The organism is Pseudovibrio sp. Ad26, assembly GCF_001623285.1.
Classification (GTDB): Bacteria; Pseudomonadota; Alphaproteobacteria; order Rhizobiales; family Stappiaceae; genus Pseudovibrio; species Pseudovibrio ascidiaceicola.
Window position 1 is genome coordinate 140112 of the sequence record NZ_LMCE01000095.1, and the last position, 26288, is coordinate 166399.

Annotated in this window: 27 protein-coding genes; 12 read left to right on the forward strand and 15 right to left on the reverse strand. The window is 50.7% G+C overall.

The features are described 5' to 3' along the window. Positions 1–321: 321 nt before the first annotated feature. Positions 322–2142: a tetratricopeptide repeat protein gene (locus tag PsAD26_RS21995; protein WP_063312134.1), complete on the forward strand. Its 1821-nt coding sequence runs from the start codon at positions 322–324 to the stop codon at positions 2140–2142. A 19-nt stretch (positions 2143–2161) separates the two neighbouring features. Further along, complete coding sequence (locus PsAD26_RS22000; RefSeq protein WP_208985806.1) at positions 2162–3046, forward strand: 4-(cytidine 5'-diphospho)-2-C-methyl-D-erythritol kinase; 885 nt, start codon at positions 2162–2164, stop codon at positions 3044–3046. A 223-nt stretch (positions 3047–3269) separates the two neighbouring features. Here PsAD26_RS22000 and PsAD26_RS22005 read toward each other — a convergent pair whose 3' ends face one another. Both PsAD26_RS22005 and PsAD26_RS22010 read right to left on the reverse strand, forming a co-directional pair. Then, positions 3270–4493, reverse strand: a complete 1224-nt coding sequence (locus PsAD26_RS22005; protein WP_063312135.1) for a YIP1 family protein — start codon at positions 4491–4493, stop codon at positions 3270–3272. Continuing rightward, positions 4483–6327 (reverse strand): Hsp70 family protein, encoded by a 1845-nt coding sequence (locus PsAD26_RS22010; RefSeq protein WP_084403775.1) that lies wholly within the window; start codon positions 6325–6327, stop codon positions 4483–4485. Before PsAD26_RS22010 ends, PsAD26_RS22005 begins: the two co-directional genes overlap by 11 nt. A 262-nt stretch (positions 6328–6589) precedes the next feature. Here PsAD26_RS22010 and PsAD26_RS22015 point away from each other — a divergent pair, with 262 nt between their 5' ends. From PsAD26_RS22015 to PsAD26_RS22025, 3 genes are all read left to right on the forward strand, one after another. Beyond that, on the forward strand, positions 6590–6928 hold the full coding sequence (locus PsAD26_RS22015) for a hypothetical protein (protein WP_063312137.1): 339 nt from the start codon (positions 6590–6592) through the stop codon (positions 6926–6928). Between the two features lie 399 nt (positions 6929–7327). Further along, a complete protein-coding gene (locus tag PsAD26_RS22020; RefSeq protein ID WP_063312138.1) occupies positions 7328–8788 on the forward strand; it encodes a catalase in 1461 nt (486 codons plus the stop codon). A 103-nt stretch (positions 8789–8891) separates the two neighbouring features. Next, positions 8892–9212, forward strand: coding sequence for a hypothetical protein (locus PsAD26_RS22025; protein ID WP_208860466.1), 321 nt, complete (start codon positions 8892–8894; stop codon positions 9210–9212). Between the two features lie 64 nt (positions 9213–9276). Here PsAD26_RS22025 and PsAD26_RS29740 read toward each other — a convergent pair whose 3' ends face one another. Next, a complete protein-coding gene (locus PsAD26_RS29740) occupies positions 9277–9414 on the reverse strand; it encodes a hypothetical protein (RefSeq protein WP_193758332.1) in 138 nt (45 codons plus the stop codon). Positions 9415–9426: 12 nt separating this feature from the next. Beyond that, complete coding sequence (locus tag PsAD26_RS22030) at positions 9427–10440, reverse strand: polyprenyl synthetase family protein (protein ID WP_063312139.1); 1014 nt, start codon at positions 10438–10440, stop codon at positions 9427–9429. 195 nt (positions 10441–10635) lie between these two features. On the opposite strand from PsAD26_RS22030, the gene PsAD26_RS22035 reads away from it, so the two are divergent. The 5 genes from PsAD26_RS22035 (at position 10636) to PsAD26_RS22055 (ending at position 14482) form a co-directional block, all read left to right on the forward strand. Beyond that, positions 10636–10860 carry a DUF2007 domain-containing protein gene (locus tag PsAD26_RS22035; protein WP_063312140.1) on the forward strand — a complete coding sequence of 75 codons (225 nt, stop codon included), beginning with the start codon at positions 10636–10638 and terminating at the stop codon, positions 10858–10860. Positions 10861–10950: 90 nt separating this feature from the next. Beyond that, complete coding sequence (locus tag PsAD26_RS22040; RefSeq protein WP_063312141.1) at positions 10951–11754, forward strand: methyltransferase; 804 nt, start codon at positions 10951–10953, stop codon at positions 11752–11754. A gap of 115 nt (positions 11755–11869) precedes the next feature. Further along, on the forward strand, positions 11870–12829 hold the full coding sequence (locus tag PsAD26_RS22045; RefSeq protein ID WP_063312142.1) for a MoxR family ATPase: 960 nt from the start codon (positions 11870–11872) through the stop codon (positions 12827–12829). Between the two features lie 9 nt (positions 12830–12838). Beyond that, positions 12839–14080 (forward strand): VWA domain-containing protein, encoded by a 1242-nt coding sequence (locus PsAD26_RS22050; protein WP_063312143.1) that lies wholly within the window; start codon positions 12839–12841, stop codon positions 14078–14080. 72 nt (positions 14081–14152) lie between these two features. Then, complete coding sequence (locus PsAD26_RS22055) at positions 14153–14482, forward strand: hypothetical protein (protein WP_063312239.1); 330 nt, start codon at positions 14153–14155, stop codon at positions 14480–14482. Between the two features lie 400 nt (positions 14483–14882). Here PsAD26_RS22055 and PsAD26_RS22060 read toward each other — a convergent pair whose 3' ends face one another. From PsAD26_RS22060 to PsAD26_RS22110, 11 genes are all read right to left on the reverse strand, one after another. Further along, positions 14883–15521: a 3'-5' exonuclease gene (locus PsAD26_RS22060; RefSeq protein ID WP_063312240.1), complete on the reverse strand. Its 639-nt coding sequence runs from the start codon at positions 15519–15521 to the stop codon at positions 14883–14885. A 147-nt stretch (positions 15522–15668) separates the two neighbouring features. After that, a complete protein-coding gene (locus tag PsAD26_RS22065; protein WP_063312144.1) occupies positions 15669–16274 on the reverse strand; it encodes an AprI/Inh family metalloprotease inhibitor in 606 nt (201 codons plus the stop codon). 50 nt (positions 16275–16324) lie between these two features. Continuing rightward, positions 16325–16768 (reverse strand): AprI/Inh family metalloprotease inhibitor, encoded by a 444-nt coding sequence (locus PsAD26_RS22070; RefSeq protein ID WP_063312145.1) that lies wholly within the window; start codon positions 16766–16768, stop codon positions 16325–16327. Positions 16769–17134: 366 nt separating this feature from the next. Next, positions 17135–17689 carry a hypothetical protein gene (locus PsAD26_RS22075; RefSeq protein ID WP_063312146.1) on the reverse strand — a complete coding sequence of 185 codons (555 nt, stop codon included), beginning with the start codon at positions 17687–17689 and terminating at the stop codon, positions 17135–17137. A gap of 6 nt (positions 17690–17695) precedes the next feature. Next, positions 17696–18181 carry a lysozyme inhibitor LprI family protein gene (locus PsAD26_RS22080; protein WP_063312147.1) on the reverse strand — a complete coding sequence of 162 codons (486 nt, stop codon included), beginning with the start codon at positions 18179–18181 and terminating at the stop codon, positions 17696–17698. Between the two features lie 185 nt (positions 18182–18366). Beyond that, positions 18367–19467 carry a branched-chain amino acid ABC transporter substrate-binding protein gene (locus PsAD26_RS22085; protein ID WP_063298013.1) on the reverse strand — a complete coding sequence of 367 codons (1101 nt, stop codon included), beginning with the start codon at positions 19465–19467 and terminating at the stop codon, positions 18367–18369. 206 nt (positions 19468–19673) lie between these two features. Then, the gene (locus tag PsAD26_RS22090) at positions 19674–20033 is read right to left on the reverse strand and encodes a DUF6867 family protein (protein WP_063312148.1); all 360 of its coding nucleotides are present in this window, start codon (positions 20031–20033) and stop codon (positions 19674–19676) included. A gap of 12 nt (positions 20034–20045) precedes the next feature. Further along, the gene (locus PsAD26_RS22095) at positions 20046–20777 is read right to left on the reverse strand and encodes an ABC transporter ATP-binding protein (protein WP_063312149.1); all 732 of its coding nucleotides are present in this window, start codon (positions 20775–20777) and stop codon (positions 20046–20048) included. Continuing rightward, a complete protein-coding gene (locus PsAD26_RS22100; RefSeq protein WP_063312150.1) occupies positions 20774–21622 on the reverse strand; it encodes an ABC transporter ATP-binding protein in 849 nt (282 codons plus the stop codon). The genes PsAD26_RS22095 and PsAD26_RS22100 overlap by 4 nt, the downstream gene beginning before the upstream one ends. Further along, positions 21619–22953: a high-affinity branched-chain amino acid ABC transporter permease LivM gene (gene livM / locus PsAD26_RS22105; protein WP_063312151.1), complete on the reverse strand. Its 1335-nt coding sequence runs from the start codon at positions 22951–22953 to the stop codon at positions 21619–21621. The genes PsAD26_RS22100 and livM overlap by 4 nt, the downstream gene beginning before the upstream one ends. Beyond that, positions 22953–23888 (reverse strand): branched-chain amino acid ABC transporter permease, encoded by a 936-nt coding sequence (locus tag PsAD26_RS22110; RefSeq protein WP_057462563.1) that lies wholly within the window; start codon positions 23886–23888, stop codon positions 22953–22955. Before PsAD26_RS22110 ends, livM begins: the two co-directional genes overlap by 1 nt. A gap of 715 nt (positions 23889–24603) precedes the next feature. Here PsAD26_RS22110 and PsAD26_RS22115 point away from each other — a divergent pair. Beyond that, positions 24604–25053: a flavin reductase gene (locus tag PsAD26_RS22115; protein ID WP_244278299.1), complete on the forward strand. Its 450-nt coding sequence runs from the start codon at positions 24604–24606 to the stop codon at positions 25051–25053. 190 nt (positions 25054–25243) lie between these two features. After that, positions 25244–26266, forward strand: a complete 1023-nt coding sequence (locus PsAD26_RS22120; protein WP_063312152.1) for a P1 family peptidase — start codon at positions 25244–25246, stop codon at positions 26264–26266. Positions 26267–26288 lie beyond the last annotated feature (22 nt).

The following is a 26288-nucleotide window of genomic DNA, read 5'->3' on the forward strand; positions in this document are numbered from 1 at the left end:
CCCCCTTTATTGAGTGAGACGACAACCAATCTCACTTGGAATTGCACCACTGCCCACTATCTGCAATGAACAGGGTCATTATAGCAAGAGACTCAGACCTCGACCTTAGTGTTATTGCGTAAATACTTCTGAATTCTTGAGAAATATCAATATACTTACTTATCCGCAGATACTTGAAAAAATGTAGGTTCAATTGAAAGAATGTTCGGATACACTTAACAACATGCGGTGAGTTATCCGGCTGCTATAAAAACGCCATTCTTCGCTACTAACAGATTGATGTAATATTGAGTCGCAATCGGCTCTCAATGAGAGACATATATGACCCTGACAAGCTATTTTGCGCTGTTCCGCTCCAATTCTGCTTCTGCTCAGAACAATGGCCGTATGACCTATCATTCTGTTAATAAAAGCAGATTCTCAAAAAGGGCCTTAATGGCCTCAGCGCTGGCGCTTGTTATGGTGAGCTCACCACTTGTCCCCGCACAAAGCGCGAAGGCAAACTCCCAGTCCTTACCGGCTGCAAGCTCTCTGTCAGGAAGTTACCTGTCAGGCAGAAGCGCCCTTCTCGCTCAGGATCTGGCCGCCGCGTCCAACTATTTCACCTCAGCTCTGCAAGGTGATCCGGCTAATTTTTACATTCTCGACCGCGCATTTGTCACATCTCTGGCAAATGGCAATGTTGAAAAAGCGCTCCCTCTGGCAAATCGCATTCTGGAAGAAGACAGTGAGCACTTCCTTGCGCAGCTGGCCGTTGCCGCGCAGCGCATCCACGAAGGTGACTTCACCACCGAACTGCCAGACGCTGTCACACAAAATGTGAACCCGCTGTCCCGCCTGAGCTTTGCTCTTGTTTCAGCCTGGGTCAAAGCAGGTCAGGGCAAAACAGATGAAGCCATCGCAGATCTGACAAGCACCACAGGTGCCAAGTGGTTTGACCTCTTCATCAACTTCAACGCAGGCCTGCTCGCCGAGTACAACAACAATCCCCATCAAGCTGCAGAATTTTACAAGGCAGCCTACGAGATTGACCGCGGCGCTCTGCGCAATGCCATTTCCTACACCCGCATGCTCGCCGCCTCTGGCAGACAACAAGAAGCGCTGGATATCGTTGCCGAATACGAGCAACTCATTCCAGAACACCCGCTCCTCGTCACTTTGAGAGACAAGATTGAGAGCGGTGAGGTTATTGAATCTGTCGCCAAGTCACCAGCTGAAGGTCTGGCAGAAGCCTTGCATGGTCTTGGCATAGCTGTCAGCAAAGAAGGCGAAGAGCTCTCCGCAAATTACCTGCAGCTCGCCACCTACCTCAATCCGAAGAACGATTCAGCCCTGATTGGTCTGGCCTCCTTATTTGAGCAGCTTGGCGACAATGAACGCGCCATTGAATATCTGTCAGCGGTATCTGACGGATCTCCAATGAAACGCGAAGCTGAAATCCAGATCGCGCTCCATTACAACATTCTGGACAATCTGGAAGAAGCCCGCGCACATCTGGAAAAGCTGGTGAAAGCAGACCCAAGCGATCTGGAAGCCATTACGTCTTTGGGTAACGTGTTGCGCGGTCATTCCCTCTTTGAAGAGGCAGAAACCTCTTACAATCAGGGTTTGGATACCCTCAGCGAAATTCAGGCAAACCACTGGACGATCCTATATTTCCGCGGCATCACCCGCGAGCGTCAGGACAAGTGGGACGCAGCTGAAAAAGATTTCCGTGAAGCTTTGACCCTCAAGCCTGAACAGCCGATGATCCTCAACTACCTCGGATACTCCCTGGTGGATCGTGGTCTGAAGCTCGATGAAGCTCAAAAGATGATTGAACGCGCTGTTCGCCTGCGTCCAACCGATGGGTACATCGTCGACAGTCTCGGCTGGGTTTACTATCGTCTTGGCCGTTATGAGGAAGCTGCCGAAAAGCTGGAACGAGCCGTCGCTCTGCGTCCACATGACCCAATCATTAACGATCATCTGGGCGACGCCTACTGGCAAGTTGGCCGCAAACTGGAAGCACGGTTCAAGTGGAACCATGCCCGCGACCTTGAGCCAGAGCCAGAAGATCTGAAGCGCATTCTCGACAAAATTGAAAACGGCATGGACGAAGCTGTTCCGGTTGGTCTGGCGAGCTCCACTGACAACAAGTAGTTCATAACACGATCATAGTATGATGACTTTGGAAGATACAAAGGCAGCACGGGTTGAGGAATTAGCCCGTGCCAAGGTGAACCTTGCGCTCCACATCACTGGTCAGCGAGAAGACGGCTACCACATGCTCGACAGTCTTGTGGTGTTCCCGGAAGTCGGTGACCAGATCTCGGTTGAGCCAGCCCCTCACCTTTCACTCCAGATCACTGGTGAATTCGCAGCAAAATTACTGGGTGAATCTGCTGACAATCTGGTCATCAAAGCCGCGCAGATGCTGGCAGAACATGTGCCATCCACATCAGGTGCACAGATTGAGCTGGATAAGTCTTTGCCCGTCGCGGCAGGCATTGGCGGCGGCTCCGCAGATGCGGCTGCCACGCTTCGGGCACTTGCAAAAATCTGGGGCGCATCCCCATCTCCTGCCGACCTCTCCAAACTGTCCCTGAGCCTTGGTGCTGACGTGCCTATGTGCCTGGAAGAAAATCCAGCACGCATCCGCGGCATTGGCGAAATCATCGAGCCACTCTCTGGCTTTCCATCAGGTGCCATAGTGCTGGTGAACCCACTGGTCGAAGTTTCAACTCCAACCATTTTCCACGCTCTGGAGAAGAAGGACAATGCCCCGCTGCCAGAAATGCCAGCACAGTTCGAAAGCATGAAGGCATTGGCCAACTGGCTTAAAACTTGCCGCAACGACCTGCAAAAACCTGCCATCTCTCAGGCTTCAGAAATTTCCGAGGTGTTGGACCTTCTGGCCTCCCAGCCAGAAACCCTCCTCGCCCGCATGTCCGGCTCCGGCGCCACCTGCTTCGCTCTCGTTGAAACCCTAGAAGCCGCTCAAGCCATAGCCTCCCACTTGCAAGAGGCACGAGAAAACTGGTGGATCAGAGCGGCCCGGATTTAGGTTGGAACCGCGGCAACAGAAGCTGTGGCTCATCGACATCCAGTTATGGGTAGTATCAGCAAAGATGACTGTTTGGATATCAGAGCGTATCAGACGTTACCTTCCGCCAGCCCCTTTAGAACTCAACAAATTAGCACTCATTAATACGCGACGGTGTTAAGGGAATTCGACAATGGAGCTCCTCCACACTTATATGCAATGCATATGGTATCCGGCTGATCTGCTAGGAGGCAACCAGATTCGAGAGGGGTATCCCGAAGTTATTGAGCGCCGCTTGCAACAGACATATACACATCGCAATTATTAGTGGAACTTCTTTTGCCTCAAGTTTCTGTGCCAAAACCCAGTTGCGAAAATTCTCTGGAAATCTGCTAAACACCCACTTTGCTAACCGGTTTAGTCCATATTTTCTGAGTGGAAAGCTAATAAACCAAACAACGTAGAACGGCGCTGCTAGCAGGACTATGTAGAAAAAAGAAGCAACTAGCGTGATGAATGTATGCAGAATTCGTGACTCCTCTGGGTCAGTTGTCAACCAAAACCCTGAGTAAATCGAATGTGCAATAACTGCGACAATGCATATGAACATGAATACGTCCTTGCTTGTCAGCGGCTCTTCAACTGGCTGCTCTTGGGTACTGCTTGGTGCCTTTAAACTAGCTACGACAAACCCAACGTTGGGAATGGAGTTAAGCCGCCTGCTCGCTGCAATCGCGTCAATACTCCACGCAAACTCTTCATCAATAACAATTGCAAGTGTTTCGGGGATCTTATTTTCGTCTGTCAGTAGCCTTTTCGCTTCGAGTGCTAGCAAACGTTCGAATACACGTTGTGTTTCAAAGCTTTCTTGATATCGCGACTGCTTAAAAAGTATGGGTATGGAAGGATATTCCGCGCGCGCGAGCAGCTCCTTGAGCTTTTCGGTGATCTCTGGCTCAAGTGTATTTTGGTCTTTCTCGCTCACTTGAGCAAAAGGCTTTCCGAAGTCTTGTACTTCAAAGCCTTGCGCCTCAAAGTCAGTTTGGTTCTCGATTTCAAGTTTTACACTTTCCACCTTCTGTCTTGATTGATCGTTCTCTGATACCTCATAGTCAATATTGATGGATTTATAATCGGCATAACTGGTCGCTTGCGCCTTTGTGCTAATTTTAGGGTCAGTAGATGAAACAGGCTTTATGGTCGACGGAAACTCATCGGTCTTATTACTGTTATCCACGCCATCAGTCTGCTGGTGCAACAGATCTTTAATCTTCGGGCGCGCCTGTTGAGGGGCATCATTGTCGAGTGAAAGCTTTAATGCAGCCTCCCGGGCTCGCTGTAATGCTTGAAATACCTCGGGATCCGAACGATCTATAGCCTTCAACTTTACCGCATAAGACCGTTTGATTTCGCGTAGTGTTGAAGGGCCCAAAAGGCCAAGCTGAGACCATGGCCAATCAACTGACATAGAAGCGATCAATCATGTCAAGTTGTTTGCTTAACTCATCGCGCTGAACCTTAATGAGTTTTGGATCTTGCTTTTCAAGCACACTTTGGAAGTCGACCATCATATGCATTATTTCTTCGCGATTATCACTCATTGTCATTTCGAACAATCTGTTAAGCCGGCTTAATAGGGCTAGATTGGCTTCATCGTCTTTCGGGTGAACTTTTAAATGAGCCAGTGACGCGATCTTCTGCTTAATCTCTACGTCATCTAACTTGCTTGTATTTGTCTCAACAATCATGGTGTTCTTTACACCAGTGGAATCGCATTTTGCCTCAATCTCAATCAAACCGGAAACGTCATAAGTAACGCGAACATCAACGGCTTCTTTCCCGGCTTTATTTCTTGGAATGCACACATTGAACTCGCCTAATGCAATATTATCATGAACATGAGCCGCTTCCCCCTGATAAACATCTATGCACATACGTGTCTGATTGTCGGCCGTCGTGCGAAATCTTTCTGACCGACTGGCGGGCAAAGGTGTGTTACGCTCTATGATTGGTACAAACAGATCAGAAATGCGTTTTCCTGACACCCCTTCCCAAGAAGATCCAACTCCAACCGAAAACGGAGACACATCTGTCATCACAACATCATCAAGGGCCTTATCTTCCGCAATCAATGCAGCTTGTATAGCAGCACCCATGACCACGGCATGATCTGGATTAATCGTAGCATCTGGAAACAAGTGCGCTTCACGAGCAGCTAGACGCTTGGCCAGTGGCATCCGGGTAGCCCCACCAACAAGTATAACTCGGTCAATATCACGTCGGTTGCCATCATTATCATAAAGACAAGCATGAATTGGTCGCCGCATACGTTTAATCAGTGCCCCCGCAGCAGCCTCAAAAGCTTCTGGCGAAAGGCAGGCTTTAAACTCTTCCTCACTTGAAGCAAGCGAAAATTTAAATTCAAAGGCTTCATCAGAAGATAGCTGTTGCTTTGCTTTCTCCGCAAAGTATAAAAGTCTATTTTGATCTTCAATTGATAGTATATCAAGCTCTTTACCGATATCATCGGCGAGCAGAGATTGAATGATGCGCGTAAAGTCTTCACCACCAAGATATGCATCACCTGAAGATGCTTTAACCTCCATTACACCATCATAATGTTCTAGCACGGTTACATCAAAAGTGCCTCCGCCTAAATCGAATATCATAAACTGGCTTTCGCCTTCACGATCATTCAGGCCGTAAGCAAGCGCTGCGGCAGTCGGCTCATTAATCAGCTGTAATGGTGTCAGTCCTGCAAGAAGACAGGCAGTTTGCGTTGCCTCACGCTGAATCTGATTGAAATAGGCAGGAACGGATACTACGACATCTGTAATCTCTGTACCAAGTTCAGTTTCTGCATCAAATTTCAATTTTTTCAAAACAAGAGATGAAAGCTCAGGAGCGGTTAGGTCATATGGGCCAAGCCTGATTTTTGCATTCGCGCCCATTTTTCGTTTGAATGCTGCGGCAGCCATTTGAGGCTCACTCGCCGCAATATCCCAAGCTGCTTGACCAACAAGAAGCCCGTAATTTCGAACCGCCACAACAGACGGAGTCAACAGTTTTCCAAGACTGTTCGCAAGTATGCGAGGAGCCCCATCTTCAAAAATGGCCAGCAAGGAGTTGGTTGTTCCTAGGTCTATTCCAATAATAGGCTTTTTCATAAAATTACCGACAAGTTGTCTAATTAATATATGTATGTATGCAAAAATAACATTTGTTGATATTACTATATACCTTGGAGAATTTAACCCACTTGTGCCAAGTGCATAAAAATACTTATCCAGTTTTTTGTGCATCACCAAGTGCTCGCAGCCGCATTATTGTCGACGAGTGAGAAATTCCCTTCCGGCGGGTAGGTGAGTTATCAGAGAAGAATCTCAATCACATTCAATTAGAAGCAAAGCCTCATTCTGAGAGTGTCCCCCCCCCACTACCCTGAGAGGGCGCTAGACTTACCGCTCAGATCTTGATCTGTCATCGATCACTCAACACCCCGCGCTTACAGTCAGCTACAAACTCAAAAATAGAGCCGCAATCACCACCTTTTCACAAGACAAGTTGATCTTCATTCATAGTACTGGCTCAACAAAAAAAGCACCGGGCATTTCTGCTACGGCGTTTTTACATTCTTCGACTGCTCTTCGATTGACGCACACAGGCAATACAGAAGTCCATGGCTTCTTTCAGCGCCTGCTTGGCAGGGCCATCTCTCAGGCTTCAGAAGTTTCCGAGGTGTTGGACCTTCTGGCCTCCCAGCCAGAAACCCTCCTCGCCCGCATGTCCGGCTCCGGCGCCACCTGCTTCGCCCTTGTTGAAACCCTGCAATCCGCCCAAGCCATAGCCTCCCACTTGCAAGAGGCACGAGAAAACTGGTGGATCAGAGCAGCACGGATTTAAATCCAACTTATGTGCATACAGGCCACTTCCATAAATGCCTTTTGGGGAGCGGCAGCCCGTTCCTGCAGCCAAGTGGATTCATGATGGGGACACACTTCCCTATCTTTGCCTCCAAACCAAGCTCACCTTTCCCATCACTGATTCACTCGATCATTCGTGAGCTAAACACAGTTCGCCTATGGTCTGGTTTGCCAACGGGTTTACCTGCAATCCGCAGTTGTCCTCAGGTACCCACTACAATACCAGCAAGTTTCCAGCGGGTAAAACCTTGGCCGGCCCTACCTTTTCCAATCGTTGTTGCAACATCATCAAGACAAGTTATGGCTCAATAAGTTTATTTGATTTTGATTTTCTCCACTCTGAAATCATCCTTCAGGCATAATAAAATGCGGAGAGAATATGACTAATACGCCTAAGTTGACCACCGCCTTTGGTTCTCCAGTTCCTGACAACCAGAACGTTCAAACCGCCGGGCCTCGCGGTCCAGCTCTGCTGCAGGATGTTTGGTTCCTAGAAAAAATGGCTCACTTTGATCGTGAGGTTATCCCTGAGCGCAGAATGCATGCCAAAGGGTCAGGAGCTTATGGAACTTTCACAACAACCAACGACATCACCAAATTCACTCGCGCTAAGATATTCTCTGAAATTGGCAAGAAGTCCGACTTGTTCATGCGGTTCTCGACCGTGGCTGGTGAGCGCGGCGCTGCTGACGCAGAGCGTGATATTCGCGGTTTCGCCATGAAGTTCTATACTGAAGAAGGCAATTGGGATCTGGTAGGCAATAATACGCCAGTCTTCTTTCTCCGCGACCCGCTAAAATTTCCAGATCTGAACCATGCAGTAAAACGTGACCCACGCACAAATATGCGTAGCGCTGATAACAACTGGGATTTTTGGACAAATCTGCCTGAAGCTCTGCATCAGGTCACGATCGTTATGTCAGATCGAGGTATTCCGGCGACTTATCGCCATATGCACGGTTTTGGAAGTCATACCTATAGTTTCATCAACGCGGACAACGAACGTTATTGGGTTAAATTCCATTTTGAAACCCAACAAGGTATCAAAAACCTGACGGATGAAGAGGCCGCTCAAATCGTCGCGCATGATCGTGAAAGTCACCAGCGGGACCTTTATGACAGCATTGAAAATGGCGATTTCCCGAAATGGAAACTTTCGGTCCAGATTATGCCAGAAAAAGAGGCTGGCAATTATCACATCAACCCGTTTGATCTAACAAAGGTATGGCCTAAGTCAGATTATCCGTTGATCGAAGTTGGCGAGCTTGAACTCAACAAAAATCCAGAGAACTACTACGCTGAGGTTGAACAGGCTTCATTTGCGCCTTCAACAATTGTGCCTGGCATCAGTTTTTCTCCCGACAAAATGCTTCAAGGCCGCCTGTTCTCTTATGGTGATGCTGCGCGGTATCGTCTTGGAGTTAATCACTCGCAAATCCCGGTCAATGCACCGCGCTGCCCATTCCATTCCTATCACCGCGACGGAGCCATGCGGGTTGATGGCAACAATGGTTCGCGTATTGGATATGAACCAAACATGTTTGGGGAATGGCAAGAACAGCCAGATTTCTCCGAGCCACCGCTTTCCCTGGAGGGTGCTGCAGGCCATTGGGATCACCGAGTGGATGAAGATTATTATTCTCAGCCCGGTGCTCTTTTCCGCTCAATGAATGCAGAACAGAAAGAAGCTCTGTTTGCAAACACAGCCCGCTCGCTTAGCCCCGCACGTATTGAGATCCAACACCGTCATGTCCGCAACTGTTACCGCGCGGACCCTGCTTACGGCACAGGTGTTGCAGCTGCGCTCAACATCAACATCGCAGATGTAAAAGATATCTAAACTACATTGAAAGCCACAGATCAGGGGCTCTACCGAAGCCGATACCCCATCAAAAAAGCCCCTGATCTTTAATTGCCGAAGTACATTCTAAGGGAAAAATTAAATGGATTTCAAAGGTAAAGATACGCATATCAATCGGCGCACGCTGTTAACGCGCGGTTCCACAATGGCTGTAGCAACAGGAGCATCTGTCGTTGCGAGCAATGCCTGGAGCGCGAGCGAAAACGGTGAGGATCTAAGCACCAAAGTCCTTCAGGTCATATCAGAACTGGAAGCAGAAAAAGATTCCGGACTGGCAGCTATTACATGGTCCAGACAACATATCGCGAACAGATTGCGTGCATCACTTGATATGCCCATTGAGCAAGAAGAGTACAACAAGAACTACCGAGACTATTACGACTACAAGCTGCAAAAAGCTTGATTTAAAATAGTTTTTTCAATGCACTGCTGCATCTTTATTTTAAGACAAGCAGCAGTGCGAACTACTATTTAGTTTGGATTTTTGCTCGAGTCTCATCTTCAACACCTGCTATCGTGTACCCTTGATACGCAATTCCCATTCCCAATACCGCCAACAAAAAAGCGCCGGGCATTTCTGCCGCGGCGCCTTTCAATTTCTTCAAACTGCTCTCTGATTAACTCACACGCGCAATACAGAAGTCCACTGCTTCTTTCAGCGCCTGCTTAGCAGGGCCGTCTGGCAGGCTGGACAGAGCGTCGATTGCAGATGCTCCATAGTCGCGTGCGCGCTGTACAGTGTCTGCCAGAGCGCCGGTGTCGTTCAGCAGCTTGATCGCGTGGTCCAGATCGCCGTCTTTGATGTCTCCATCTTCCAGACAACGTTTCCAGAACGCTTTGTCCTCATCGCTACCACGCTCCATAGCGTAGATGACTGGCAATGTGATCTTACCCTCATGGAAGTCGTCACCAACATCCTTACCAAGGTCAACAGTTGCACCGCCATAATCCAGTGCATCATCAACCAGCTGGAAGGCGTAACCAAGCTCAAGACCGAACTTGCGTGCAGCAACGCGGATCTCATCACCCTTATCAGCAATCTCAGGGCTAACCTCACAAGCAGCAGCAAACAGCGCAGCAGTCTTCGCCTCAATCACCCGCAGGTACATTTCATAGGTCGTGGTGGTATCCTGCGCAGCACCCAGCTGAAGCACTTCACCCTCTGCAATAATCGCGGAGGCTTCAGAAAGAATGCGCAGCGCTTCCAGAGAGTGCACATCAACCATCATCTTGAAGGCCTGACCAAGCAGATAGTCACCCACCAGCACGCTGGCCTGGTTGCCCCACAACTTGCGAGCAGCCAGCTTACCGCGGCGCATATCGCTTTCATCAACCACATCATCATGCAGCAAAGTTGCAGTGTGCATAAATTCAACAGATGCTGCGAGGATGACATGACCGTCGCCCTCATATTCAAACATCTGCGCAAACGCCAGTGTCAACATCGGGCGCAAACGCTTCCCACCTGAGTCAATCAGATGGCGCGCGATTTCCGGGATCAGCTCAACATTAGAACCGGCTTTGGAGAGGATCAGCTCGTTCACCTTCTCCATGTCACCTGAAACGAGCTCTACGAGCCCCTGAATTCCAGCTGGTTTGGCTGTCTGAGATTGAAGACCAACAACGCCCACGGGATACCTCTATTTTGATTCCAACGGGACAATAGGTTGGTAGATAGTCTCGGGCAAGCTTTAGTAAGAATTTGCTGCCAATAAAGTAGTGTCGAAGGGATAATTTACCAATCACAATTAGTTTTTTTCACAATACCAACCCTAACCTGCATACTTTCTGGCAAAATAGGCAACACTCTTCAAGAGGACATCATCGTGGAAGAACTCATCAGAACAACAGATCCCGTCCTCATCTCGCATCTTGAAGCACTGCTGGGAGGCGCTGAGATCATCTACTTCGTCGCCGATACCAACATGAGCATACTGGATGGCTCACTTGGTTTTCTACCACGCCGGATCATGGTGGAAGCAGATCGGATGGATGAAGCCTGTCAACTTATGCGCGATGCTGGATTAGAGCACTATCTAAAAGACGCGTGAAAACTTCTCTTTAGATAAACAATAGGGATTGCATGAAAACCGGCAGCCTGTATCAGTGCGTTATTGCGACTTATGTGATCCGGCACCGCCATGACCAACCCTGAAACACCTCAATCTCAGCAACAAACCACCAAGGACAAGTTCCTCGGCGGTAAGGTCATGGTTGAACAACCAGCAAAAGGCCGTCACAGAGCCGGACTGGATGCTGTTTATCTGGCAGCGTCCCTGCCACAAACCACAACTGGCACACTTTACGACCTGGGCACAGGCGTTGGCACCGCAGCTTTTTGCGCGGCTCATCGCCTGCCAAATATCAAAGCCGTCGGTGTGGAGGTTGACCCTGTCACCGCAGCTTTGGCCCGTAAAGGTCTCTCCCTGCCGGAAAACGCAGGTTTTGCAGAGCGAGTTTCCATTCTGGAAGCCAACCTCACCGCAAAGGGCAGCATTCGCCACCAAAGCGGACTTGGCTCATCCATCGCGGATCATGTGATCATGAACCCGCCTTACTACGACAGCACCCGCTTTCGCGTCACGCCAAAATCAGACCGTGCCCCAGCCCACGCGCTGGACGAACGCGGCATCGAGCCTTGGATCAAGACCGCGAAAGATCTGCTTAAGGACGGCGGAACGCTCTCCATCATCTTCAGAGCAGATGGCCTGCAAGACCTCCTCGACCCCATGCAACGCCGTTTCGGAGCCATTGATATCATCCCGATCCGGCCAACAGCCGACGCACCAGCCACCCGCATCATTGTCCGCGCAGTGGCCGCCAGCAAAGCCCCGCTCCAGATCCTGCCGGGCTTCACCCTGCATGAAGAAGCAGGCGGCACCTTCACCCGGCAAGCCACCACCGTCATGCGCGACGGCATGGGCCTTGGCCTCACAAACCGTTGAGCAACACGGCTAACCTGCGCAGAACAATCCGCTTTCAATATACGTTTTTCTCCCTATTATGATCGCAAGGCGCAAATCAAAGCGCAGCAGATGACAGGGCGGGAGCAGACTATTTATGAGCAGCAAGGTTGATCTACCAAACTCCATTGAGGAAACCCTCACGCTCTTAAGTTCTGGCGGGTATCTGGCAGATCGCGCACTCGCAACCGTGCTGCACCTGTCTCTGCGCATGAAACGCCCCCTCTTCCTGGAAGGCGAGGCAGGCGTTGGTAAAACCGAAATCGCCAAAGTCCTCTCAGCCACGCTCAACCGTCCACTGGTCCGCTTGCAATGTTATGAAGGGTTGGACGTCTCCTCCGCCGTTTACGAGTGGAACTATGCCGCTCAGATGGTCGAAATCCGAATGGCTGAAGCATCCGGCAGCGTAAACCGCGAGAACCTCAACACCGCGCTCTACAGCCCTCGTTTCCTGATCAAGCGCCCGGTGCTTCAGGCATTGGAAACCACGGAGCTTGGCGCGCCGATCTTCCTGATCGACGAACTGGACCGTACCGATGAAGCCTTCGAGGCTTTCCTGCTGGAAGTACTGGCAGACAGTCAGGTGACCATCCCGGAACTCGGCACCATCAAGTCCGAGGAACCGCCGATCACCATCATCACCACCAACCGCACCCGCGAAATCCACGACGCCCTGAAACGCCGCTGCCTCTATCATTGGGTGGACTACCCGACAGCAGAGCGCGAACTTCAGATCGTGCAGACCAAACTGCCAACAGCCGCAGCAACCCTTTCCGGGCAGGTCGTCGCCTTCGTGCAAAAGCTGCGTGAGGATGACGCCCTCTTCAAAAAACCGGGTGTCGCTGAAACTCTGGATTGGGCAACCGCCCTCACAGAGCTGCAAGAAGTCGCGCTCGATCCGGAAATGGTGTCCGACACACTCGGTGTCCTGCTCAAGTATCAGGAAGACATCGACCGCATCAAAGGCTCCAGAACCCGTGCGATCCTTGACGAGATCCGAATGGAAGCCAACTCACAGGCCACCATCGCTGGCAGCATGCCTGCCCCAACAGCATAGCCTTACCTGATGCAGGATACCCTCGCCCCCGCACCATCTCCGCGCCCACCGCATGGGCGCATCACGGAAAACATCGTCCACTTTGCCAGAACCCTGCGCAAAGCGGGCTTGCCTGCGGGCCCGTCTTCTGTGGTGGATGCAGTGAGCGCGGTCACCATCAACGGTATTGAGAACAAGCAGGACCTCTACTGGACCCTGCATTCTGTCTTCGTCCATAAACGCGACCAGCAACCTGTCTTCGATGAAGCCTTCCGGCTTTATTGGCAAAGCAAAGGCCTCGTTGAAAAGATGCTGGCACTGCTGTCTCCCGTTGCCCCGGCAGGACAACGCGAACCAGAAAAGCCACGCACCGCTCAATCCCGTGTCGCCAATGCCTTTGAGGCCAACAAGCAGCGCGAGGCCAAAGAAACCAAACCACTGGTAGAGGTAGACGCCCGCTTCACCGTCTCGGAAAAAGAAGTCCTGCAAAAGAAGGACTTCGCCCAGATGACTGCCGAGGAGATTACCGAAGCCCGCAGATCCCTCGCCCGCCTCACTATGCCTGCAGATCAGGTTCGTTCTCGTCGCTTCAAGCCCGTCCATTCACACACTCTGGGCAAACAGGTTGATGCCAGAAGAACCATGCGTGCCACACTGAAGGCAGGCGGTTCCATCATCGATCTCAAACACAAAGCACCTGCTCAGGTTCATCCCCCCGTAGTTGCCCTCTGCGATATCTCGGGCAGTATGAGCCAGTATTCACGCATCATGCTGCACTTCCTGCATGCTCTGTCAGAAAAGCGCAAAACCCATACCTTCCTGTTTGGCACACGGCTGACCAACATCACCCGTGCCCTGCGCATGAAGGACCCGGACGAAGCCCTCGCGGCCTGTACGGATGAGGTTGAAGACTGGTCCGGCGGCACACGCATCGCCAGCTCACTCCAAGCCTTTAACCGCACCTGGCTCCGACGTGTCTGCCACGGTGGCCCTGTGGTTCTGCTCATAACGGATGGGCTGGAACGGGAAGCCTACGACGAACTGTCCCTGGAAATGGACCGTCTCCACAGGTCTTGCAGAAGACTAATCTGGCTCAATCCGCTGCTGCGCTACGACAAATTTGAGGCCAAAGCCCGCGGAATTCAGGCAATACTGCCGCATACCGATGAGTTTCGGGCAATCCATTCATTGGATGCGGTCAAAGATCTTTGTCTGGCGCTGAATGACAAGCGCATAAATAGTACATATGATGCGACGCAGAGATTCCTCTAGCACACATCCTGCTCAAACCTTCGGCTCGCCTGCGTGAAAACAGCAGAAAGCCCAACCTTTCTGTCAGATCCGATGACATTCAAAGTACTTCTGCACATTGTAAAAACAGTATCAGCAATCTACGCCAAGCGGTTCAACATCAACCGAGATGAGATCTGGTATCTTGCGAAACTTCAGGAAGAGCTCGGAGAGCTGACGGCAGCTCATATGAAGGCCACCCGTCGCGGGCGCTCTGGCTCAGCCACTCCAAAAGAGTTGCATATGCAAAAGGAAGACGAAGCCGCAGACCTGCTGGCCCACCTTCTGCTTTATGCAGACCGCAATGATCTCGATCTGGAAAAAGCAATCCGCCGCAAATGGATGGCCCACCTGCCAGCGGAAATCATGGACAAGCAAGTCTGATACACCCACCTATCAGACGTCACAGAACGATGTTATCTCCTTCAATGCCTTTCAAACTCACCATGAAAGGCAATGACTTCACGCATATTGAGCAATGCCGTTACCAACATGCCTGAGCCATTCAGGTCATGGCTGGGTTGGGCGTCGCAGCCCTTGCCCGTGAATGCTGCCAATTGGTGCTGTTGACGTTGGAGAGAAGTTCAGTCTGCCCGATTTCCCTGCATTACCAATCATGTTGTATACAAGAGTTCGAAGCGGTAAATCCGAAGAAGCGATCGCTGTACTCTCCGTAGCTTTCAGAAGCGCGGTGCCGAACTAATGCAGGATGAAAATAAGTATCATCCAGAAGCTCTAGTGAGGAAATCCAGCGAACTCAGCGCAGAGCCTGCATTCACGGCACCTAGGTCAGAAGTTTATCTTCCAAGCTGGCGTGTCCAAAATCCGTTTGAGAAAGCCGCTTTTCCCTTAAAAGGTGTTGTATGACATAGGCAACCGAGAGAGCATCATCCAAAGCGTCGTGCCCTCTTAATGGGGGATGCTCCACCTCAAAGTAATCTGCCAAGTCGTTGCTGCGCGTCCGTTCAATATCCTCATAAGGCATTCCCGCAGCGAGCATGAGCTTACAGGCGTTATCGAATTGATCTGCGGGTATGCATGGCTTGATACCTGCAATATAACAACTAATCGCCATCATATTCAGTTCGTCTTTCCCCCAAGACCAAAGTTTAGCACCTTCAGAAAACTCGCGGAACTGTTCATTGGCCTCCTGCAAAGAGACACCCGCGCTATCAATCGTCTGTTGCTCAATACCCGTCAGCTTTGTGAAGAATGGATCAAGAGTATACTTGCTGCCATACCGATCAACTGGATTGACGTAGACTTTGAATGTATCAACAATTTCAAAACTATCACTGAGCGAAATTTTGGCGGCACCAATCTGGGCGATAACCGGATCAGGGTCATATGGACCGCACCAAAATCTCTTCGGCGCATTTTTAACGACAAGGAACTCACAGTCAAAGACGATCGCCATTTTCATAAACGCCTCCACTACGGTAATTCTGATCAATTTGCTGCAACAGGATAGTAACTACTTCTGATCCTAGAGACGATCTGAAAGAAGAAGAACCTAAAGCCGAAACCTCAACACCACAGCGTGCCAGCACCATAGCCGACACTCGCTCATCTACCGCGCAATAGTGATTGGTTTGCTGTTGCTTGCCAGTTGGCCTTCCCAGCGGTTCCATTCTGTCATGCGCATACTGCCTTTGGCGCGGGAGAAGTTATCAAACAAAACGAGCTCTTGGCCTTTCATGCGCCAGTTAGAAACAAAGAACAGATCCCCATCCATGCAGTGATTGAAACTGGCAGAGTACCCATCATCCTTTGGTTCTGTGCTGAGAGTCAGCTCACAGACGCGCTCCTCAGAGTTGAGATAAACAGTCCAGCCGCCAACCATGTCCTTCACCTGCACAACCGGCTTTGAACTGCGTTCCTCTTGTTTTCCAAGAGCTGCTGCCGCAGCCACACCAGCCAAAAAGGCAGTCGCAGTACCCGGATCAACTGTTGCCTGAGCTGAGCTGCTTGTTGTCTTTGTAACAACAGTGCCATCTGCCTTGCTGTAGGTATTGCTCTGCGAAGCCTGATCCTGCGCAACAACACTCTGGTTAGAGGAAGCAGTGGCGGGCGGTTGCGCAGCAGGCACAGACGCACTGTAAGGTTCAGCACCTCCTCCAGCACTTTGACAGCCAGCAAGCGCCAGCAAACTTGCGATAACGACAAACCTCTTCATTTCATTCCCCCCAAAGAATACGTCCAACCTCTCCGTGTTCTGCTGTCTTGTCAGTCTCCCAAACGAACAAGACCAAGCGCAGGGTCCCCACCTTCTCGCGCTTCACGCCAATTGCCACCTTCGCTTTCATGAAAAGACGCAATCACTTGACTTCTGTGATCAAACAGAAGCAGAACATCTTGCCTCATGTTCCACGACCATACATTTGGCTCACCAGAACACACGGAACTTGCTGCATAATTTCCACCAAACTGCGCTGTCTTCAACTGCAGTGCGCACGGTGTTTGCCCTTCACCGCGTATGACAGACCATTTGCCCGCAAGCGCCGCAATAGCTGCCAGTTTTTCAGTTGTCTTGTGAGTGCTCGCAACAGTCAGGTTTGCATTAGATTTTTTAACCGCCAGCTCAGCCAGATCAGCAGGGTCGCCCACATAAGTCGGCACGCAGCCAGCCACTGCAAAACCTATTGAAATAATGAAGGTTTTGAACCGCATGAATACCCCTGATCATGCACAGACAAGCACTCAAACGCCCCACATCTGCTGTCTGCACTTGTTCCGCCAATTTTTCTAATATAGAAAAATTGAATTAAATTGATAGTTTAACCTAGTAAATCTGAGGGTGATTTGAACAGGGTAAACTCTGAAGTATTCACTATTAGAGCGTATTCCCGAAAAGTGGCTCCGGTTTTCGGATAAGAATACGCAAAAAAAGAGTTAGAGCTTGGTGTGTGAATGCATATGAACGCAACACGCTCTAAAGTGAGTTCCTCATACGCATCACAGCAGACAACACTATGAATACATAATGCATTTCAGATAATTACAAAGAGAACGAACCATTATACTGCAAACCCGGGGTTACCCTTCTTGAACAGGACGACAAAAGGAACCGGATTTCTGGATTGCCTCAAGAGGGACCAGATTCAGCATGTACTGGTCGGCGTCTACACCTGAATGACCAAGTGCAACAAATTGGTAGACACCATCCAGCCAGCAGCCATCCTCCACAAACTCAGGCAGCTCATAAAAGTCCAGGGAGCGCACATCATCCTGCCGGCCATTGTCATCAACCAGCCATTCAATAACCAGTGGTGTAGGCTGCCCGGTACTGTTCTTGATCTGGGTAAGCTCTTCACGCAAAGCTGAACAATACTGTTCATCCAGATTGCCCAGCTTCACTCTGAGATGCCCCATCAGACCATGATAGGTAGGCGGCGGAGCTGTAACGGTGTAAGCAAACGGCCTCGCTTCCTCGCCTGCTGGCACATCAACAGGCATTGCCGTCACCTCCCAACGCGGAACAGGTGTTTTGCCATCCCCTGCCTTGCAAAGCGGTAGATCAACCTGTTGGGCCGCCTCTACGGAGCCAACCCCAAAAACTGAAAAGACAATCACACATACCCATGATCTCATATGGTCCTAGTTCCCTAATGGTGTCGCAAATTCAGAAAGCTGTAGCGCCCAAAGCGCGGTTAAACGGTTGTAGCATTCCATGCCCAGAACAGGAGCGAGCGTTCCCTTTGGGTTCATGGCATACGGAATATTGCAGGTGTTGTTGCGAAAGGCCTTCCAGTTCCGGCCAGCTTCAACAAGCATGGTCTTCGTGGGCTTGTTCTCATTTCGCCTCAACTCCTTCTCAGAATTCAAAATCATCTTTTCCCAAAGGGCTGTTTCGCGTGAATAGCATTCCCGCATACCCATGCTGGTCTGGTCCTGCAACTTCATGGCGCAAGTTTCAAAGACCTTTCCAATGCACTGAACTCTGTCGTTGAACACAAGCCCCCCTTTTCGCAGGCACTCATGAAACGCCTTGATTTCTTCAGGTCGCGGCGTGTTAGGCCCCTGCGCGGCAGCAGCGCCAGAAGAACAAAGAAATGCAATCAACACCAAATATCGAATGATCATTGGGCACCTTCAATATAGAAGGCGCCAGTGTACGCGTGGAACCTTAAGCCAGAAGTAGCCAATAAGAACAGAGCGCATTCAACCTTAACGACGCTCTTCCAACCTCCCTAAACTCCAACAAAAAAGGGTCCCGGAGCATCGCCCCGGAACCCTCACAAAATCTGAATGAACTCAGGCTTTAAATCTTAGCGGTAACCGTAAGAACCGTCTTTCCACTCGTACCAAACGTAACCTGGCAGAGACACATCGCCCTTCTCGTTGAAGGACAGTTCACCAAGAACGGTGTCGAACTTGCCAGCGTTCAGCTTCTCTACAACTGCATCATAGTCGGTAGAACCAGCTTCAGCGGCAGCTTTTGCCCATGTCTGGATCGCAGCATAGGTGTAAAGTGCATAACCTTCAGTGGTTTTACCAGCAGCTTCAAGAGCAGCCACAACAGCAGCAGCTTCAGCGTTGTTACGTGGGTCCGGTGGGAAGGTCATCAAAGTGCCAGCACCAGCAGGGCCAGTGATGGACCAATACTCGTCAGTCACAAGAGCATCACCGGAAACCAGAATGGTGTCCATGCCCTGATCAACCATCTGACGCTTCATCAGACCAGCTTCAGTGTGGTAACCACCAACGTAAAGAACGTCGACTTTTTCAGATTTCAGCTTTGAAACCAGCGCGGTGTAATCTTTTTCACCAGCGGTGTAAGCTTCATAAAGCGCTTCCTGCTTACCAGCAGCGTTCATCACAGCCTTAGTCGCGTCAGCAAGACCTTTACCGTAAGCAGTCTTGTCGTGGATCACAGCAATGTTCTGATCGCCGAACTCAGTCGCAAGCGTAGTACCGGCAACCCTGCCCTGCTGGTCATCACGACCACACACACGGTAAGTACCAGGTCCTGGACGCTCGTCAGTGTACTTCGGGTTGGTGGATGCTGGAGTGATCTGGATGATACCCTCTTCAGCATAAACCTGAGAAGCTGGGATGGAAGAACCGGAGCAGAAGTGACCAGCCATGAAGGCTACGTTTTTACCAACCATCTGGTTAGCAACAGCAACAGCCTGCTTAGGGTCACATGCATCATCGCCAACTTCCAAAACAAGCATCTCGCCGTTCACACCGCCAGCAGCGTTGATGTCAGCAACAGCCTGTTCAGCACCAGCTTTCATCTGCGCACCAAACGATGCGTACTGACCAGTCATTGGGCCTGCAGTAGCAATAGTGATGTCAGCCATAGCCGCGCCAGACATTGCCATAGCAGCAACACCGGCAACGCTTGCCAAAAGATACTTTTTCATAAAAAACTCCCCGAGTCAGGTGCATTTTCTCAATTAAAATTGAGCGGGAAACATCACTATCTCCCACCAGAGCAGGCAAACCCCTCGCCTGCTCAATGCTTCCGACAATGAGACCTCTCCGTACTCATCATCTGGATGCCTAGCCAGTCACCAGTGTGACCCAGAACTGACCGAATGCGCAACAATTATCTAAGTAATTTTGCGAATTAGTAATTATCTTGCTGGCCCGGCTTCAGCTTCCAGCCAAAGGGACCTGTTTTGTTATAAAGCCAGCTGTACTGCGTCACCATCTGCTTGGTGCGTGTCATGCGATAACTCGCCAACGCAATGCCGATGAGAATGGCGTAATCCACCACCAGGTACTGAATGGAAAGCAGAGGCTCTTCAAACAGCGCAAACGACAAGAATCGCATGGCCAATGACAACAGGAAGATGAACCAGAACAGGATCGGCAACGGCCGCCACGTAGTCGCAATAGAGCGCCCCGTCGCAGCAGCAGCCAGACCGCCTAAAACAACAACCAGCATGATAAAGGCAGGCATCGAGCTGCCGTAAAGAATACCCATCTCTTCGCTTCCTTAGTGCGCGCCGCCTTCAAGATAAGCTGCCTTCACCTCTTCACGAGACAAAAGCTCCTTACCAGTGCCGGTCATGGTGATTGTGCCGTTGACCATCACGTATCCCCGGTGAGCCAGCTTCAACGCGTGATACGCATTCTGCTCAACAAGGAACACGGTCAGACCATCGGTCCTGTTCAGCTCACGGATCGCATCAAAAATCTGCGCCACGATAATCGGAGCCAGACCCAAAGACGGCTCATCCAGCAGCAGAAGACGCGGGCGGCTCATCAAGGCACGGGCAATCGCAAGCATCTGCTGCTCACCACCCGACAACGTCCCACCGCGCTGCTGCTGACGTTCTTTCAAACGCGGAAACAGCTCAAACGCACGGCGCAGGTCTTCCTCAAAGTGCTCATTACCGGCAACCATACCGCCCATCATCAGGTTCTCTAAAACCGTCATGCGTGGGAAGATACGGCGACCTTCTGGTGACTGAGCGATACCGGTCCGCATAATCTCGTAGGTCGGCTTGTAGGTGATATCCTCACCGCAATACGTCACAGACCCGTTACGAGCCTGCGGCGTACCGCAAACGGTCATCATCAGGGTCGACTTCCCTGCACCGTTCGCGCCGATCAACGTCACGATCTCACCTTCATACACATCAAGATCAACACCATGCAGTGCCTGAATCTTGCCGTAGAAAGTTTTAACTCCGCGAATGCTCAGGAGTGGTTGTTGAGCGCTCATGCTATGCCCACCTCCTCTTCAACCTGATCGACTTCATCATCCTCAACCCCCAGATACGCCGCGATCACATGCGGATCGTTTTTGACGAACTCAGGCGTGCCATCAGAAATCTTCACGCCGTAATCCAGCACCACAACGTGGTCGGAGATTTCCATCACAACAGACATGTCGTGCTCGATCAGAACAACCGAGGTGTCATGCTCTTTGCGGATATATTGAAGCAGAGTGTTCAGCTCCAGACTTTCCTTCGGGTTCAAACCAGCAGCTGGTTCGTCCAGACAAAGAAGTTCAGGGCCAGTACACATGGCACGGGCAATTTCCAGACGGCGCTGATCGCCGTAAGAAAGATCAGCCGCAGGCGCATCTGCACGGTCAATCAGATCAATGCGCTCCAGCCAGTACTTGGCGGTTTCAATCGCATCCACATTGGACTTTTTGTAACCACCCAGCCCCAGCAGACCACCAATGGTCCAGTTGGAAGCAACCATCAGCGGATTGTGCTGTGCGACCATCAGGTTTTCCAGAATGGTCATGCCGCCAAACAGGCGGATGTTCTGGAACGTGCGGGCAACTTTCGCGTCCGCCGTAATCTTGAAGTCTGCCATCCGCTCCAAAAGGTGCTTTTCACCATTGGAGCGGTTCATGACAAGACGGCCTTCAGTCGGCTTATAAAAACCGGTGATGCAGTTAAACACTGTGGTTTTACCCGCACCGTTCGGCCCGATCAGCGCAGTAATATCACCGCGCCCAATGTTGAAGCTCAGGTCGTTGATCGCCGTCAATCCGCCGAAGCGCATGGTCAGGTGCTCAACCTTCAGAACAGGGTTGTTGTCCCAGGTGCTCATCCGTGGCCCTCCTGAACGAGATCGGCAGAGATGCCCTTAGCGTTTTTGGAAAGTGCCACACTTGGCGTTCTGCTTGAGATCAATCCACGCGGTTTCCAAACCATGATAACCACCATGATCATACCGAAGACAAGCATGCGGTACTCTTCAAACTCACGGAAGAATTCAAAGCCACCGATCATCACAATAGCTGCGATCACCACGCCAATCTGTGAGCCAAGACCACCCAAAACCACAATCGCAAGAATAATCGCAGATTCAAGGAAGGTGAAACTCTCAGGAGAAATGAAGCCCTGACGCGTTGCAAAGAAGGAACCCGCAAAGCCGGCGAACATCGCACCAAGAGCAAAGGCTGTCAGTTTGGTATTCGTTGTGTTGATACCCAGTGCCCGACAAGCAATCTCATCTTCACGCAAAGCTTCCCATGCACGACCAATCGGCATCCGGCGCAAGCGCATGGTCACGAAGTTCGTGAACAAGGCCATTGCGAAGATGAGGTAGTACAGGAAGATGATGCGATGAATACTGCTGTAATCCAGCCCGAAGAAGCTGGCAAAACCGCCTTCACCACGGGTAAATTCCAACCCGAAGAAGCTTGGACGCGGAATACCGGAAAGACCGTCAGGCCCGCCTGTAAACTGATACCAGTTCAGCAGCACAACACGAATGATCTCACCAAACGCAAGCGTCACAATGGCAAGGTAGTCCCCTCGAAGCCTCAAAACCGGGAAACCGAGAATGACACCCCAAAACGCTGCCAGAATACCGGCGAGCGGCAGACAGAGCCAGAAGGAGAAGCCGAAGTAGTGTGCGAGCAATGCATAGGAGTAAGCTCCAACCGCATAAAACGCCACATAGCCCAGATCCAGCAATCCAGCCAGACCAACCACAATGTTCAGGCCCCAGCCCAACATCACATAGGTCATCACCAGAATAGCCAGGTCAATATATTGACGCGACCCACGGGCACCAAGCCAGAACATCAACGCAAATGGAAGCGCAACAGCCAAAACGACCAGGCCATATTTAAGCACATTAGAGGAGCCCCCCCCCAATCCACCCTTTGGCAATAGGCCAGAGAGGTTGAGAGACGGCGGATCTTCCCGTTTCCAGAAGAAGATGTTCATGGCGAGACGGCCAGCGAACACAACGAGCACTGCAACTGCAACCGCTAACCAGCGGTGTTCCAGAAACAGCTCCGCGCCGCGGCCAGACGCCACATCAACGCGCAAACCAACCATGACACAGGCAAGGGCGAACGTAATAACCGCAGCACCCAAACTGTCTTTTACACTTGCAACAAGCAAGCTGTCTTTTTTTCTTGCTTGCATCAGACCTTCTCCACCTCAGGTTGGCCGAGAAGTCCTTCCGGCATAAAGATCAGAACAATCGCCAGGATCGAAAACGCGGCAACATCTTTGTACTCAACGGAGAAGTAGCCAGACCAGAACGTCTCGATAAGCCCGATCAGCAATCCACCCAGCATTGCACCCGGCAGCGATCCGATTCCTCCCAGAACCGCAGCGGTAAAGGCCTTCACACCAGCCAGGAAGCCGATGTAAAAATCTACCACACCGTAATACAGCAGGAACATAAGACCCGCGACTGAAGCCAGAGACGCACCCATCACAAAGGTGAGAGAGATTGTGCGGTCAACATTCACACCCAGCAAGGACGCCATTTTCCGGTCCTGCTCACAAGCACGCTGAGAGCGGCCCAGATTGGTATTGTTGATGAGATAAGTAAAGCCACCCATCAAAATGACCGTCGTCACAACAATCAGGATCTGGATGTAAGACAGGTTTACGATAAAGCCAGAACCATCTGCACCACCATCAGTCAGCTGAAAGCTGCCGGAAAAGAGAGGTTGCAATGGCTTGTTCTTGGCGCCTTGAGAAACCTGCACGAAGTTCTGAAGAGCAATTGATGCACCAATTGCAGTAATCAGCGGTGCAAGACGGAATGATCCGCGCAAAGGCCGATAGGCAATGCGCTCTACTGTCCACCCCCAAACAGCAGTCAAAGCCATGGCCACAACAAGAACGAGGGCCAGAGCCAAAATCAAAAGAAGCACCGGTGTAGCGGCTGTAATGCCAAGTGCAACAATTAGAATAAGGGCTACGAAAGATCCGACCATGAAGATATCGCCATGGGCGAAGTTAATCATGCCGATAATACCATAGACCATTGTATAGCCAATGGCGATGAGACCATAAATGGACCCAAGCGTCACACCATTGATAAGTTGTTGGAGAAAGTAATCCATGTTTTATTTTGTTCCCCGCATGAGATCAGCTTTTAGTTGCTGTCCAGTCTGAATGCCTCCGAATTCAGACCCCGAATATTTTATGGTAAGCTGACCTGTAAGTATATTACCCATACTTATAAGTCCGTATTTTGGAATTTTCCTATTCTTTATATGCGTCAGGCGCATTTTTATTTCATACAATCCAAAATCTAGACTTATTCCTACTCCCGACAATCCACTAGGACAGACTCTGAGACCAGAGCACCACAACCCATACGTGAATTTTGTTCATCCGTAGAAAGCCTCTGCCCTGCCCTGTAATATATCACAGCTAATGTATACTGACCATATCCAGACAAAAACTGCAAGATGGTACCCAGGATTTTTTGAAGATTTCCCATTCGCCCGCGCGTGGAGACTCTGCTGAGCCTTCTATTTTTAATGAAAATTCCAGAACAGCAAAACGCACCCTTAAAACCAGAACATAGCCTCTGGTATATTAATCAGTTTTTCGCAGTAGAACTAGCTTTTATCAGCAAATGGCTATAACTACTCTATTTCAAATACCTGTCGTTATTGTGCGACTGAAAAGTACTAATGAATATTGTACAGTGTGAAACACAGATCATACCTGTGGGAATATCTTGGAACGAACTGGATGACGACAGCTTTAACCATGGCGCCAACTGAAAATACGAATAAAAGTCTCGCCTCGCATGAATTTAGAGAGGCAATGAGTCGTTTAGGCGCTTCCGTTCATTTGCTGGCCAGTGCTGGCCCTGCTGGGCGCATTGGCGCAACCGTTTCATCTGTGTGTTCCGTCTCTGACGATCCCGCCACCTTGCTTGTCTGCCTCAACCGCAGCGCAAAGGTGAATCAGGTAGTCAAAGACAACGGCGTTTTCTGTATCAACACACTCATTCATGATCATACAGACTTGTCGAACGTCTTCGCTGGCCAAGGCGACTTGCCAATGGAAGAGCGCTTCGCAAAAGGAAGCTGGGGCACCATGGCAACAGGAAGTCCTGTTCTGGAAAGTGCACGTGTCAGTTTCGATTGTCATATCAAAGAAGTAACAGAAGTCGGCACCCATTCAGTTCTATTTGGTGAAGTGGTCGCTGCACGTCTGGGTGAATTTGCACCTGCTCTGATCTACCTCGACCGAAATTACCACTCAGTCTAAGGGTGTTCCCTATTCCAGTTTTCAGAATAGATTTATCTTGAAACAGGGACGTCGGACATATCTTTGCCCGAAAGGGCCTACAGATTTTCAAACCAAGATATGCATAAAGACAATTAGTTAGAGTGTCCCTGCGATTTTTTCATCGCTAAGGCACTTCCTGTACGTTTTGATAATAAATTAGGGAAACACCATGTCCCCAACACCGCGCAACCTGATCACCGATGTTCCGGGATTGAAGGTCGGCAATGCTCATTGCGAAAAGACCAAATCAGGTGTCACCGTTCTCATTCCCGACGAGCAGGCCGTTGCCTCCGTCGCCATCATGGGCGGCGCTCCCGGTACACGCGATGTTGCCTTGCTCGAGCCAGAGCAAACCGTCAATGCCATTGATGCGCTCGTTTTGTCAGGCGGCTCTGCATTCGGGCTGGATGCAGGCAGCGGTGCGCAGGTTCGACTGGCAGAACTCGGCAAAGGTTTCAGTGTTGGCAGTGCTGTCATTCCAATTACCCCCACAGCCATTCTATTCGATCTTCTCAACGGAGGGGATAAATCGTGGGGCAGAAATCCAGTCTATCGTGAAATGGGCATTGAGGCCGTCGACAATGCAGCCGACGAATTCGAACTCGGCACCGCAGGCGCAGGCTTCGGAGCAACCACCGCTGATCTGAAAGGCGGACTGGGCTCAGCCTCCCTCGCCCTCCCTCGCGGCGGCACCGTCGGCGCGCTGATCGCCGTCAACGCACTGGGCCGCACCACAATTGGCGACACGCCCTACTTCTGGGCAGCTCCAAGCGAACAGAACGAAGAATTCGGCGGACTAGGCTGGCCAACCGAAATGTCAGGTATGGACCGCACCGTGCAAACCAAGTTCACGCTCGGCACAATCGACTTATCCCCGAACACAAACACCACCATCGGCGTTGTCGCAACTGACCTGATATTAACCAAGTCAGAAGCCAAACGGATTGCCACAGCCGCCCACGACGGCTACGCCCGCGCCCTATGGCCAGCACACACACCAATGGACGGCGATCTGCTCTTCGTGATTTCTACCGGCAAACGAAAAATGCAGGAGCCGATGGTCGAGCTGCTGGAACTGGGTGCATACGCTGCTCAGACAGTCTCCCGTGCCATCGCGCGCGGCGTGTACTGCGCACAAGAGTACCCGGGTGATACTGTACCAACATGGAAAAACCAGCATCGATCACGGTAGATTTGAATTCCCTATTCCGCTA